The sequence below is a fragment of the Flavobacterium lacustre genome (assembly GCF_027474525.2).
Lineage (GTDB): Bacteria > Bacteroidota > Bacteroidia > Flavobacteriales > Flavobacteriaceae > Flavobacterium > Flavobacterium lacustre.
The window spans coordinates 1,366,819-1,381,318 of sequence record NZ_CP114882.2 but is presented as its reverse complement, the minus strand read 5'-3'; the positions used below and the strand labels follow the sequence as shown (position 1 = coordinate 1,381,318).

The window sequence follows — 14,500 nt, the reverse complement described above, 5'->3', positions numbered from 1 at the left end:
ATTCAAATAAACACAAATACTCATGAAAAATAAATTATTATTAATAGCATTATTATTCCCTACCTTATTTTTTGCCCAAGTAGGCATAGGAACAACAACTCCTGATGCTTCGGCAAAATTAGAAGTAAGCGCTACAGACAAAGGATTCCTGCAACCCAGAGTTGCGCTAAATAGCACTAATAATGCTGACAATACCATTAGTAATCCAGCAACTGGATTAATGGTTTACAACACCGCAACCGCAGGGTCTGGTGACACAGCTGTAACTCCAGGTGTTTATTACAATAATGGTACTGCTTGGCAAAGAGTAGCCAATCAACAAAGCACTACTGCTACAACTCCAACCACTACAATAGTAGAAGGAAATTTAGGTGGCCCAATTTACGGTGGAGAAGAAGCTATTGCACCATTTTCTGGATCAAGTAAAAATTTTGGAGCATCCATAACATTACCTCCAGGAAAATGGGAAGTGAATCTCAATTTATATTTTAATATAGCTCAATTTAATTCTGGTTATCAAGTTTTAGGAGTGGAAACCGCTTATTGGCTATCAGATAATATGGGCGGAACACCTGTGACTTACTCGTATCCAGTAACACCTATTGATATAACTGCAGATGTGCTATTTCCTGGAGGTGGTTTATTCACACAAACAGCAGGTGTTGGCGGAATAGGTACCGTACATAAAGGTTCCTTTTTTATTCATAATACAACTGCTGAAAACAAAACATATTATTTGTTTTTTCACGAAGGTGCCGACACTGATTTAGAAAATATAAATGGACAAGAACCAATGTATAAAAATTTAGGAGGAACTTCCTGGAAAGGAAATAGATTTTATGCCGTTGAAATCAAATAGATTCAACACAAACTAAATACTACTATTGCTAAGGATTAACAAAGCATAATGTTATAATAAAAAAACGACTAAAGAAATTTAGTCGTTTTTTTATTATAACAATACTACAAAACAATCAAGTAAATTTGGTCCGACTAAAGGTTTATAACCGTTTAAAACGCACAAAACAGACCTGTAAAAGCTAATTCTTTCCGTCAACTGTTTCTCCTTCTAGATTCAACAACAAAAACAATGTTGAAACCATAATTTGTTTATTATTCTAAAGTTTTTGAATTTAAAAAAAGTGACACACCTAATTGTGTGCCTTTTTCCTCTTAAGATGGAGAAAATATGACTGTTTAGAAACAGCCCTAAAATCAAAAAAGCCATCCGTAGATTCCGAATAAATTCAGAAGCATTGGAAAGCTTTTCATTGGTCTAACTACTAAACCCGGTCAGCTTACAAGGCCGACCAAACAACACAACTAGCTTTAGATACTTTTATGGGCAAAAAAAGCCTTTCTGTTACGAAAGGCTTCTCCCAATATTAGCGGTCTGGACGGGACTCGAACCCGCGACCCCATGCGTGACAGGCATGTATTCTAACCAACTGAACTACCAAACCTCTGCTTTATTGCGGTGGCAAAGATACAATAGATTTCTGTTTACGCAAGTGTTTTTATGAAAAATATTCAATAAAATTTTACCTTTTTACCCAAAGTTTTGTTTTTCAATCAAATAGGCAGTCATGATTTTTTCAAAATTTTCACCAACACTTACCGGAATGTACTTTATTCGGTTTTGAGCACAGGTCAAAGCCAATTTCTTAAAGTAACTTTCTACCTGTTTTTCGTATTCCTGCTTTACATTGTCTGCAAAAATCGCTACTTCTTCGCCCGTTTCCACGTCAATAAACTTCCTTGGCGCAGTATCAAAATCAAAATTCAACTCTGTTTTATTGTCAACAACATGAAATAAAACCACTTTATGCTTATTATATTTCAAATGTTGCAATGCATTAAACAGCGCTTCTTCACCCGAATCATCAGAACCGGATTGAAACATATCCGTAAAAAGAATAATCATCGAACGACGATGCATTTTCTCGGCTATCTGATGTAAAAACGTAATGGTATCCGTACTTTTCCTAACCGGCTGTTTTTCCAACAACCCTTCGAGCGCGTTTAAAATCATTCTGTGATGGCGATCACTGCCTTTTTCGGGCGCGTAGTACTCATAAGTATCCGAAAACACACTTAGCCCTACCGCATCGCGTTGTTTCTTCAACAGATTCATTAAAACCGCAGAGGCCAAAACCGAAAATCCAATTTTATTCTCATAAAAAGATTGATTGGTTTTCAACTCAGGATAATGCATCGACGAAGAATTATCAATAATAATATGGCAACGCAAATTCGTTTCCTCTTCAAAACGCTTGGTATACAATCGATCCGTTTTAGCAAATAACTTCCAATCGATGTGTTTGGTGCTTTCGCCAACATTATACACTTTATGTTCCGAAAATTCAGCCGAAAATCCATGAAACGGACTTTTATGCATACCCGAGATAAAGCCTTCCACCACTTGATTAGCCAGTAATTCTAAATGCTGGAAACTAGAAATTTTCTCTATTTGCGATTCAATCTTCATCTACCAAATATATTAAAAGATTATAAAATTAAAGGCGTATAAAATTAATATCACTCCATCCGTTACTAATCGTAACTTCTTAATGGCTTTAAAATACAACAAAAAAAGGCTTGACTTTCGCCAAACCTTTTATATAAATCATAATCTACGGATTACAACAAAGCGTCTAAACTATCCGCATAAGTCTGTTTCGGAGCAACTCCTACTTGTTTTCCTACTACTTCTCCGTTATGAAAAACCAATACTGTTGGAATATTTCTCACACCATATTTTGCAGCAAATTCTTGGTTTGCATCTACATCAACTTTTCCAACAACTACTTTTCCTTCATATTCGTTGCTGATTTCGTCAATGATTGGTCCAACCATTCTACAAGGTCCACACCATGCTGCCCAAAAATCTACCATTACCGGTTTGTCCGATTTCAAAACTACTTCTTCAAAAGTAGCATCTGTTATTGCTAATGCCATATATTTTTATATTTAAATGTTTACGATTTTAAATCTGAGTACAAATTTAGAAATTAAAAAGGAATCAAACACTATTCACAAATTAGTTTTGATTATAAGTGCATTGTCAATTGTTATTCAGCGACATACTGCTGAATTTCAGGAGCTATTCCTGCTGTACACTCTATCTTTCCTTGCCTAAAGAAGGCCAGGAAAGGATGCCGTTTCCATCAGGGCTAGGGAATCCCAGTTCTAATTCAACTTAAAATTAATTTGCATTTTCTCCAGTTCCACCAACAACTCACTTGAGATTTTAACTTTCAATTTTCGACTTGGCATACTCAATTTTGTAACCACCGTAATTTCCTCTACTTCTTCCACTTTTGCAGCAGCACTTATCTCCGGAATTTCTAAAAGTCCATTTTCGGCATCATCACTTTCATCCACAAAAGCTTCCTCTTCATTTTCCAGGACAACTGGCGCAACTTCTATAAGACGTTTGCTTTTTTCAATTTCCATAATTTCAAAAGCCACTGTATTATCGCCTTTATTTTCTTGAAAAAGATGGCTTAGTTTATGAATAAATTCAGCTTCTAAATCCTTAATATTCAACAGCAAAATTAATTTTTTAGCAAATGTAGTCAGTACATCCTGCAACTGTTTGAGCTCAGAAAACTGCAATCTTGGCTCTCCTTTTTTACCAGTATCTCTATCTGCCCAGCCTTCTTTCACAATCACTTTCAGGAACGTAAAATTATTTTGAATCAGGAAATGACGAAATTTCAAATACTCTTCCCCAAAAATTCGAAACTCATAACTTTCATCATATCCTTCAAGGGTGAACATGCCCCAACCTTTTCCGTTTTTGGCTACTCGGTGTTGCACATTGTTTATAATTCCACCAAAACTGAGGGTTTTACCCACATGAAGCTCCATGTTTTTCAATGCTTCTAATTTGGCGTTGCAAAAATATTTCATTTCAAATCTAAAATCATCCAGCGGATGTCCCGAAATATAAATCCCGACAACCTCTTTTTCTTTGGCCAATTTTTCCATTGTGCTCCAATCCTCGCAAGGCGGCACAACAGGCTCTGCTATTTGAACATCGCTGCTTTCGCCAAATAAACTGACTTGAGACGAATTTTCATTCTCCTGAAATTTAGAACCATACCGAATCGCTTTTTCATAAAATGTAATTCCATCGCCATCATCATGAAAATATTGCGCTCTGGTTGTTCCGGTAAACGAATCAAATCCTCCAGCCAAAGCGAGATTTTCCAGCGCTTTTTTATTCGCCGCACGCAAATCAATACGTTTGGTCAAATCAAAAATCGATTTATACTTTCCGTCTTTTCTTTTTTCAACAATAGTTGCCACCGCTCCGGAACCCACTCCTTTTATAGCCCCCATTCCAAAACGTACTGCATAATCATCATTTACCGTAAATTTATAAAAGGACTCATTTACATCCGGACCCAAAACCTGCAACCCCATGCGTTTACATTCTTCCATAAAGAACGAAACTTGTTTGATATCACTCATATTATTAGACAAAACTGCCGCCATATATTCGGCAGGATAATTGGCTTTCAAATACGCTGTTTGGTAAGCAATCCAAGCATAACAAGTCGAGTGCGATTTATTAAACGCATATTCCGCAAAGGCTTTCCAGTCATTCCAAATTTTCTCCAACTTCTCTTTGGCATGTCCTTTCGCCATGGCTTGCGAAATGAATTTAGGCTCCATTTTGGCCAAGACATCAATCATCTTTTTTCCCATCGCTTTACGCAAAACGTCGGCATCACCTTTGGAGAAATCCGCCAATTTTTGAGACAAAAGCATTACTTGTTCTTGGTAAACGGTAATTCCGTAAGTATCTTTTAATAATTCTTCGCAATCATCCAAATCATATTCGATAGGCTCTTCCCCATTTTTTCGTTTAATAAAACTGGGAATATAAGCAATCGGACCGGGACGATATAAGGCGTTCATGGCAATCAAATCAGGAAAAACCGTAGGTTTCAATTCCTTCATGTATTTCTGCATTCCCGCACTCTCATATTGAAAAATCCCTACTGTTTCTCCGCGCTGAAAAAGTTCATAGGTTTTTAAATCATCAATAGGAAATGAGTCTGGATCGAGATCAATATTGCTTCTATATTTTACTAATTTAACGGTATCTTTTATCAAAGTCAGGGTTTTCAAACCCAAGAAATCCATCTTTAACAAACCGGCACTTTCAACCACCGAGTTATCAAACTGCGTGACAAACAAATCCGAATCTTTGGCTGTAGCCACAGGAACAAAATTTGTAATATCACTTGGCGTAATAATGACACCACAAGCGTGAATACCCGTGTTTCTTAGATTTCCTTCTAAAACTTTGGCCTGCTGAATGGTTTCTCCTCCTAAATCATCTTCATTGGCCAGCCCAATTAATTCTTTGATTTTATCGTATTCCTCAGGGCGAACTGCTTTTTTAATTATATCCTCTTTTTCACTCAAAAAACGCGCTAAATTCCATTTAGACGGCATCATTCCGGGAATTAATTTGGCAATTTTATCCGCTTCAAACAACGGTAAATCCAGTACACGAGCCGTATCACGAATGGCTGATTTCGTAGCCATTTTACCATAAGTGATAATTTGCGCCACTTGTTTTGAGCCATATTTTCGGATTACATAATCCATAACGCTACTGCGTCCTTCATCATCAAAATCGATATCAATATCGGGTAGTGACACACGATCCGGATTCAGGAAACGCTCAAAAAGCAGGTTATACATTAACGGGTCAATATTGGTAATTTTCAAACAATACGCCACCACGGAACCGGCTGCAGAACCCCGACCGGGACCAACCGAAACGCCCATGCTTCTGGCTTCGGCAATTAAATCCTGTACAATCAAAAAATAACCCGGATATCCTGAATTTGAAATAGTCAATAATTCAAAATCCAATCGTTCCTGAATTTCAGGCGTAATTTCCTTGTACCTGCGATTGGCGCCTTCAAAAGTAAGATGTCTCAAATAGGCATTTTCTCCGCGTACTCCACCGTCTTTTTCATCTTCCGGATCATTAAATTCGACTGGAATCTCAAATTTAGGCAGCAATACTTCTCGCGCCAAATCGAAAATTTCTATTTTATCGACAATCTCCGAAATGTTCGAAATGGCTTCCGGTAAATCCGCAAAAAGCTGCTTCATTTCGTCTCCCGACTTGAAGTAATATTCCTGATTAGGCAATCCAAAACGATAGCCACGACCACGTCCTATTGGCGTTGTCTGCTTTTCGCCATCGCGCACACAGAGCAAAATATCATGTGCATTCGAATTGATTTTATCAATATAAAAGGTATTATTTGTCGCAATAATTTTGACATCATGCTTTCTGGCCAATGCAATCAACGAGGTATTCACCCGATTTTCATCTTCTTGATTGTGGCGCATCAGCTCCATATAAAAATCATCTTTGAATTCATTTTTCCACCAAATCAATGCTTCTTCTGCTTGATTCTCTCCTAAATTCAATACTTTATTTGGAATTTCCCCATAGAGATTTCCGGACAAAACAATGATGTCTTCTTTGTATTCCTGAATCACTTTTCGGTCGATTCTGGGCACATAATAAAATCCTTCGGTATAAGCAATCGAAGACATTTTGGCTAAATTATGATAGCCTTTTTTGGTCTTCGCCAAAAGAACGATTTGGTATCCATTGTCTTTTCGGGATCTGTCTTTGTGGTCTTCGCAAACAAAAAATTCACAACCTACAATGGGTTTCATCGGAACTTCTGTAGGTTCTTCTCCATTTGCAATAGCGGCTTTATTTTTGGCGTCAGCCGCTTTATTATGGTATAAAATATCGCGGACAAAATGAAAAGCCCCCATCAAATTGGCATGATCGGTCATGGCCACGGCAGGCATTTTTTGTTGCGCTGCTGCTTTCACCAAAGCGGCAATACTGATGGTCGATTGCAAAACCGAAAACTGTGTATGATTATGCAAATGCACAAAATCAGCATCAATCAGCACTTTTTTATTCTCCGAAAGTGCTTCTTTTGAAACAAAAGCAGCTTGTTTTTCGCCAAATTGCTGACGAATACTATCCGAAGCTTCTTTGAGATTAATATGTTTTAATCCAATAAGTTGAATTTCTCTTGGATTCTTATTTTGAAAATCCTGAAAATAACTGGCCGGAACATCGAGTTCTTCTTTTGTAAAAACATCACGACGAATTAACTCCAAGAAACAACGTGTAGTAGCCTCGACATCGGCAGTGGCGTTGTGTGCTTCCGCAAAAGGTTTATTAAAAAGATAACTATGTAATTCCGTTAAAGTGGGCAACTTAAATCGTCCGCCTCGACCACCGGGAAGTTTCAATAACGAAGCCGTAACTTCGGTACAAGTATCTAAAACCGGTATCGAAGCCATGGGAGAAGCAACACCCAAACGGTGAAATTCACAACCCATAATATTGACGTCAAAACCTAAATTCTGACCCACAATAAATTTGGCTTTGCCTAGTGCCACATTAAATTTCTCTAAAACTTCGGCTAAAGAAATCCCTTCGGCTTCCGCCAATTCAGTCGAAATACCGTGAATTCGCTCGGCATCATACGGAATATTAAATCCTTCGGGTTTGACTAAATAATCCTGATGCTCGATGAGTTTTCCCATATCATCGTGCAACTGCCAGGCGATTTGAATACAACGCGGCCAGTTGTTTGTATCGGTTATAGGCGCATCCCAACGCTTTGGTAATCCTGTGGTTTCGGTATCGAATATTAAGTACATAGTTTCTAAAAGCAAAAAATTAAAGTCCTAACCACTAGTTTTGTATTACCTTAAATATTGATTTTATGGACTATAAAAAGTATACAAGCACAAAATGGAAGATGGTCAAATTTAGTTTTTTTACAGGGATTGAAAATAGTAAGTTATTAACAATTAGCAAGCTCTACAAAAACAAAAAATAATTTTAACAATAATTTTCCTTATTCATACTAATTATAAATTAAGAATATTACTATTAAATATTTTGCATAGTAGTTTTTTATTGTTTGCTTTACAAAGCTTTATGCTGAATTACAATATTTTAACTTTAAACCTTTCAAAAACAAAAATTATGAAAAAATTAATTATGTAATCAGTAATTGGAATTATGACTTTAAGTTCTTTCGGAAAGAAAGATAATTTTACAACAAAACCAGTCATAATGTTATACTGGAGCGTGACTTGCGGAGGGGTTCCATCTGGCGGATTTTGGTGCAGTGGCTGTACGCAAGAAAGTGCGCTAATTATCGCGAAAAGAATCTGCTCAGGTCAATAAATAATATCAACCCATAAAAAAACAGCATAAAGCAATTTTAAAAAAATAAACCGATGAAAATAAAAATTTTACTATTATGGTTTTTCATATCAAATAACTTACTAGCACAGCCAAAAGGCTTAGTCTATTATGGTTATATTGAAGCATTAGCAAATGGTAATTCAAAAGGACCAGATTATAACGCCTACATGGTATTCAACAAAGAACAATCGTATTACGTAACAGCAAAAGACAGCTTGGAAAAAGCAGAAAAAATAAATGAGCAAAAAACATACTTAAACGATGGCGGTGGCGGTAGTATTCATAACGGTATGAAATCAAGTTCACAAGGAGATCAAGTGGTATCACATACAAAAAAAAATACGATGTGGTCTAATTTTTTATATCTAAAACAAGTTTATGTTAAGGAGTCAATACCCAAAATTAATTGGAAAATAGAAAAAGACACCAAAAAGATTGGAACTTATATTTGTAAAAAAGCAACGGCAGTTTTTGGTGGTCGACACTATACAGCATGGTACTGTCCCGATATAGCTGTTCGTTTTGGCCCTTGGAAACTAAACGGTCTTCCGGGATTGATTATGGAAGCCTATGACACCAATAAATTTGTTTATTGGTATTTTAAAAGTATTGAATATCCTTCAAAAAATAAAGAAAACATAAAATACATAAAAACTTCTAGAGAAAACACATACATTACAAATGAAGGATTTAAGAACTTCAGAAAAAACGAACAAATAAAAGCGAAAGAAAAAGCGATTATTATACAAAAAGAATTTCCAGATATAATATTTGTACCTCCTACTTTATCACAAATGTTTCTCGAATTTGAATAAATGCAAAAAAAACTTCTAGTAATATTACTATTGCCAATTTTAATTTTTTCCCAAGAAATAAAAATTTCTGGAATCATAAAAGACAAGCAAAACAGAGGCATCGAAAGTGCTTCTGTTGTCATTTTGGACGACATAGAAAACACATTGACTTACGGCTATAGTGACGAGAACGGTAATTACAATCTACTTTTCAACAAACCCAAAAATGGCATTATAATCGTTGAATTGGCTAGCTTAGGCTATTCAAAAAAAGAAACCAAAATTGATTGTTCTTCAAAAACAACTTTATTACAATCTTTTATTTTAGAAGAAAAAATAGAATCATTGAAGGAAGTTTTAATTGAAGCTAATCAAAAAATAAAAATAGACAGAGACACTACCACTATAAAAGTAGCTTCATTTACAAACAAAACTGAACAAACCATAGAAGACATTCTAAAAAAACTTCCTGGAATAGAAGTACAATCCGATGGTTCTATAAAAGCACACGGCAAAACAATTGATAAATTACTTATTGAAGGCGATGACTTATTTGACAAGAATTATAAGCTATTGACCAAAAATCTTGATGCCAAAGTGCTTGATGCTGTACAAATTATTGATGCTTTTGAAGATAATCCTATTTTAAAAAAAATGAATAATTCAGATAAAGTTGCACTGAATTTAAAACTAAAAAAAGACAAACGAAATATCTGGTTTGGAGACATCATATTTGGAACCGGAATAGTTTCAGAAAATCGCTGGAAGGAAGGAATTAATTTAGGATTACTTAAAAAGAAAATAAAACTTTTTTATTTAGCCGATTATAACAATTCAGGAGAAAAAGCAACCGATCAAGTAAGCAAAACTATTACAGAAAATAATTTATTTGGCGAAGATAGATTGGAAAAAACTGCTAAACCTTTATTTAGCATAAATAGTAAAGAAAACAGTTCTTTTAGCAAATCGCAGAGTGTTTTTAACAATGCTTTTTTCAACTCTTTGAGCTTTACAAAAAAGATAACCCCCAATATTTCTTTGCGCGGTGTGGGATATTTTTCTAATGATAATCAATTGCAAAACTCGTTCTCACAAACACAGTATAACATAGAAAACAACCCTATTACTTATACCGAAAACAATAATTATACTAGTAAAAAAAGGCTTTCATCTGGAGAATTAGAACTAAAATATTTTGTAAATGAAGACAATTATCTAACTAACATTTTTATTTACAAGAACAATCCGAATAGTATAAATTCAGACTTACTCTATAACAAAGTCAGTATAGGTCAATCCTCTAGCGAAAAGAACCAAACGTTATATAATCATTTCAATCATACATATAGGCTTTCAAACAACAAAATTTTACATAATTATTTCTATTTTGGAAGAGATAATATTAACCAAAATAGTAGAATTGAATCTCCTTTTTTGAACAGCTTTTTAAAAATCAATTCCGAATCTATAGTTACAGAAAATACAGACAATTCAAACTCCTATTTTGGTTTAAAAAGCAAAATGATTTCAAGGTTCAAAAAATTAGAACACACGCTAGGACTTCAATTTGAAAACAGTAAAGAAATTATAAACAACACTTTTTTTGAAAATGAAATTAATAATACAACTTATGAAAACAATACTGTTTTAAAACAAAATCAGTTTTTTTTGGAAAACAATTTTCGATATAATATTACTCGAAAATTCGATGTAACAGCAAGTTTAAATTTAATTAAAAATCAATTTTTATTAAATAACATCACTACTAATATATTAATTTCGAACCCTTTGCTTTCAATTAATTTAAAAAAGACCAAAATAGGAAACTTTACACTATCCTATTCAGAAAACAATAAACCTCCAGAAATTAATTATTTAAATACGAAATTTCTATTATCTAATTATAAAACATTTCAAAAGGGAACAAAATATGAAGGAATTTTCAAGAACAAAACTATCTTTTTTTCTCATCACTTATTTAATGATGAAAAGAGATTTTCAATTGAAACTTCTCTATTTTACAATAAATCAATAAATGCTTACAGTAAAGAAAGCCTAATTACAGATAATTTATCATTTGAAAAATACTTACTTTCCTCAGGGAATACCAATCTTAATGGAAGTTTTAGTGTAATCAATTATTTTAGAATACTAAAAACAGCTACCAAAATAGAGACAATCCAAAATTGGAATGAAACTCCTACACAAGTAAACAGCACTGCTTTTGTTGATATAAAAATCCATTCAAGTTTTTATAAATTTTCAGCAACTACTTATTTTAATCTTCCTATAAATTTTGATTTTGGATTTAACTACAATTATTACAAGACTGATTTTAATACAATTCTAACAAAAAACAGAATCAAAGATGCTTTTATAAACTGCAATTATAAAATATCAAAAACTTGGTTAACTGAAATAAATAGCACTTTTTATCAAATGAATTCTAAAAATTATTCTTTTATAAATACCATTATAAATTACAATCCTGAGGAAAGTAAATTTTCATATCGATTGATTTTAAACAATTTAACAAATGAAAATGAATTTACTTTAATTTCTTTAGATAATTATACTTCATATAAATCTACAATTAAATTAGTGCCAAGATATTTATTATTAACTCTAAAGTATCGGTTTTAAATTTTAATAAATATTTCATACTTTTTCTTAAATTCCTCTCTTTGAATAGAAATTAAAAAATATCTCTAAAACTTCTTAAAAACAAGAATCAACGAAAAAACTATTTGTTGGTTGTCGTAATATTTTACCAAATCAAAGTGCTCTTTTAAGTCTTAAAATAATTTATATTACTTACTGAAAGAAGAAATAAAAGTCGCTTTAAATAAAACAAAACAAAGCCATAATAGTATCAAATATTACTATTTAATTGGCTTTTGTTAGATTTTTTTGCTTGAAAACGACCAATTTAGGTCAAAATAGTAATAAATTTGCAATTTATTAAAATCGTATCATTTCTTAAAAAAACAACTTTAAAAAGAAATTTAAAGTCAATTTAAAAAGAGTCTAATCTAACGGCTTATGCCCAAGTCCAGCCCTAATGTGTCGGGAAAACAGTTTGGGCATCGTATATATTGGAATAGTATAATTGACATTTTTATTTCTTTTGCTAAATTTGTTGCCGTTGTTACAACTTATGGCCAATTGCTATTGTTGTAAAAAAGAAATACACTTAAAAACATTAAAAATGAGTAAGACATTATTTGACAAAGTATGGGATTCGCATGTAGTGCGTAAAATTGAGGATGGACCAGACGTGTTTTTTATTGACCGTCATTTCATTCATGAAGTGACTAGTCCTGTTGCTTTTTTAGGTTTAAAAACAAGAGGCATCTCGGTTTTATACCCAGAACGTACTTTTGCAACTGCCGATCACAATACCCCAACAATAAATCAACATTTACCGGTTGCAGATGCTTTATCTGCTAATCAATTGAAAGCATTAGAAGATAACGCTGCAGAATATGGTATTTCTCACTGGGGACTAGGTCACAAAAAAAATGGAATTGTACACGTAGTAGGACCTGAAAACGGAATTACGTTACCGGGTGCAACTATCGTTTGTGGTGATTCACACACTTCTACACATGGTGCTTTTGGAGCTATTGCTTTTGGTATCGGAACTTCGGAGGTAGAAATGGTTATGGCTACACAATGTATCATGCAACCAAAACCAAAGAAAATGCGTATCAACGTAAATGGCGCATTGAGTAAAGGTGTTGGTCCAAAAGATGTTGCACTTTATATTATTGCTCAATTAACTACTTCTGGAGGAACTGGATATTTTGTTGAATATGCAGGAGATGTTTTTGAAAACATGTCTATGGAAGGCCGTATGACGGTATGTAATTTAAGTATCGAAATGGGTGCTCGTGGTGGTATGATTGCTCCGGATCAAAAAACATTCGATTTCTTAGAAGGAAGATTACACGCTCCAAAAGGGGAAGCTTGGACAAAAGCAGTTGCATACTGGAAAACATTAAAAACCGATGCTGATGCTGTTTTTGATGCTGAATTGAATATCGATGCAGCAGATATTGAACCAATGATTACTTATGGTACAAATCCTGGAATGGGAATTGGTATCTCAAAAAATATTCCAAACGCTAACCAAGTAGAAGGTGGCGAGGAAACTTATAAAAAATCTTTGGCTTACATGGGCTTCAATGAAGACGATGTGATGATTGGAAAACAAATCGATTACGTTTTCTTAGGAAGTTGTACTAATGGTCGTATTGAAGATTTTAGAGCTTTTACTGAAATTGTAAAAGGCCGTAAAAAAGCTGATAATGTTACCGCTTGGTTGGTTCCGGGTTCTCACGTTGTAGAAGCGCAGATTAAAGAAGAAGGTCTTTTAGACATTCTTACTGAAGCTGGTTTTGTATTGCGTCAACCGGGTTGTTCAGCTTGTTTAGCGATGAATGATGATAAAGTACCTGCCGGAAAATATGCAGTAAGTACTTCAAACAGAAACTTTGAAGGTCGTCAAGGTCCTGGTTCCAGAACTTTATTGGCAAGTCCAATTATGGCCGCTGCAGCAGCAGTTACCGGAAAACTAACAGATCCAAGAGATTTATTTTAGTTGAAAGTAGATTGCAATAACACTATCAAAAATTAATAAAATGTTTTAGTTTTTACGATTCTGTTTTCAAAACAAGAAATCTAAAACCTAAAACCTGAAACCTAAAAAAATGGCATACGATAAATTTAACATCCTTACGAGTAGTGCAGTGCCACTACCAATAGAAAATGTGGATACCGATCAAATCATCCCGGCTCGTTTCTTGAAAGCTACGAAACGTGAAGGTTTTGGCGACAACCTTTTCAGAGACTGGAGATACAATGGAGATGATACTCCAAAAGCTGATTTCGTATTGAATGATGCAACTTATAGCGGAAAAATATTAGTTGGAGGAAAAAACTTTGGTTCAGGTTCTTCTAGAGAGCATGCAGCTTGGGCGGTTTACGATTACGGATTCCGTGCTGTTGTTTCTAGTTTCTTTGCCGATATCTTCAAAGGAAATTGCTTGAATATTGGTGTTTTACCTGTGCAAGTAAGTCCTGAATTCGCAGACACTATCTTTAGTGCAATCGAAGCAGATCCAAACACACAATTGGAAATCAACTTAGAGGCGCAAACCATTACTTTGTTAGCTACCGGACAACAAGAATCTTTTGCTATCAACGGATACAAAAAGAATAATATGTTAAACGGTTTTGACGATATTGATTACTTACAAAACATTAAAGAAGAAATTGTTGGGTTTGCCAACCAACTTCCTTACTAAGAACAAACAATAAAAATGCAGTTACCACAAGCTAAACTTTATTGTTTGCTGGGTAACTGCTTTTACCGTTTTATAAAATATAATAACCCGATTTCAAAATATTGAAA

Annotated in this window: 8 protein-coding genes and 1 tRNA gene; 5 read left to right on the top strand and 4 right to left on the bottom strand. The window is 34.2% G+C overall.

Going from position 1 to position 14,500, the window contains the following annotated elements:
* Window positions 1-22: 22 nt before the first annotated feature.
* Complete coding sequence (locus O6P34_RS06125; protein ID WP_269686443.1) at window positions 23-859, top strand: phage tail-like protein; 837 nt, start codon at window positions 23-25, stop codon at window positions 857-859.
* Window positions 860-1,389: 530 nt separating this feature from the next.
* On the opposite strand, the gene O6P34_RS06120 is transcribed toward O6P34_RS06125, so the two are convergent.
* The 4 genes from O6P34_RS06120 to dnaE form a co-directional block, all read right to left on the bottom strand.
* Window positions 1,390-1,463: transfer RNA gene (locus O6P34_RS06120), tRNA-Asp, on the bottom strand.
* Between the two features lie 86 nt (window positions 1,464-1,549).
* Entirely contained in the window at window positions 1,550-2,488 is a 939-nt protein-coding gene (locus O6P34_RS06115) for a DUF58 domain-containing protein (protein ID WP_269686442.1), read from the bottom strand.
* A 152-nt stretch (window positions 2,489-2,640) separates the two neighbouring features.
* Window positions 2,641-2,958 (bottom strand): thioredoxin, encoded by a 318-nt coding sequence (gene trxA, locus O6P34_RS06110; RefSeq protein WP_269686441.1) that lies wholly within the window; start codon window positions 2,956-2,958, stop codon window positions 2,641-2,643.
* A gap of 231 nt (window positions 2,959-3,189) precedes the next feature.
* Window positions 3,190-7,734: a DNA polymerase III subunit alpha gene (dnaE, locus tag O6P34_RS06105; RefSeq protein WP_269686440.1), complete on the bottom strand. Its 4,545-nt coding sequence runs from the start codon at window positions 7,732-7,734 to the stop codon at window positions 3,190-3,192.
* A gap of 588 nt (window positions 7,735-8,322) precedes the next feature.
* Here dnaE and O6P34_RS06100 point away from each other — a divergent pair.
* From O6P34_RS06100 to leuD, 4 genes are all read left to right on the top strand, one after another.
* Window positions 8,323-9,105, top strand: a complete 783-nt coding sequence (locus tag O6P34_RS06100; RefSeq protein ID WP_269686439.1) for a GLPGLI family protein — start codon at window positions 8,323-8,325, stop codon at window positions 9,103-9,105.
* Window positions 9,106-11,727, top strand: a complete 2,622-nt coding sequence (locus O6P34_RS06095; protein WP_269686438.1) for a peptidase associated/transthyretin-like domain-containing protein — start codon at window positions 9,106-9,108, stop codon at window positions 11,725-11,727.
* 565 nt (window positions 11,728-12,292) lie between these two features.
* Entirely contained in the window at window positions 12,293-13,687 is a 1,395-nt protein-coding gene (leuC, locus tag O6P34_RS06090; protein ID WP_269686437.1) for a 3-isopropylmalate dehydratase large subunit, read from the top strand.
* A 109-nt stretch (window positions 13,688-13,796) separates the two neighbouring features.
* Window positions 13,797-14,393, top strand: coding sequence for a 3-isopropylmalate dehydratase small subunit (leuD, locus tag O6P34_RS06085; protein WP_269686436.1), 597 nt, complete (start codon window positions 13,797-13,799; stop codon window positions 14,391-14,393).
* The last annotated feature ends 107 nt before the right edge of the window (window positions 14,394-14,500 follow it).

Coding starts and splice junctions, on each gene's coding strand:
- O6P34_RS06125 (WP_269686443.1), top strand. CDS start 23: ATGAAAAATAAATTATTATTAATAGCATTATTATTCCCTACCTTATTT.
- O6P34_RS06115 (WP_269686442.1), bottom strand. CDS start 2,488: ATGAAGATTGAATCGCAAATAGAGAAAATTTCTAGTTTCCAGCATTTA.
- trxA (WP_269686441.1), bottom strand. CDS start 2,958: ATGGCATTAGCAATAACAGATGCTACTTTTGAAGAAGTAGTTTTGAAA.
- dnaE (WP_269686440.1), bottom strand. CDS start 7,734: ATGTACTTAATATTCGATACCGAAACCACAGGATTACCAAAGCGTTGG.
- O6P34_RS06100 (WP_269686439.1), top strand. CDS start 8,323: ATGAAAATAAAAATTTTACTATTATGGTTTTTCATATCAAATAACTTA.
- O6P34_RS06095 (WP_269686438.1), top strand. CDS start 9,106: ATGCAAAAAAAACTTCTAGTAATATTACTATTGCCAATTTTAATTTTT.
- leuC (WP_269686437.1), top strand. CDS start 12,293: ATGAGTAAGACATTATTTGACAAAGTATGGGATTCGCATGTAGTGCGT.
- leuD (WP_269686436.1), top strand. CDS start 13,797: ATGGCATACGATAAATTTAACATCCTTACGAGTAGTGCAGTGCCACTA.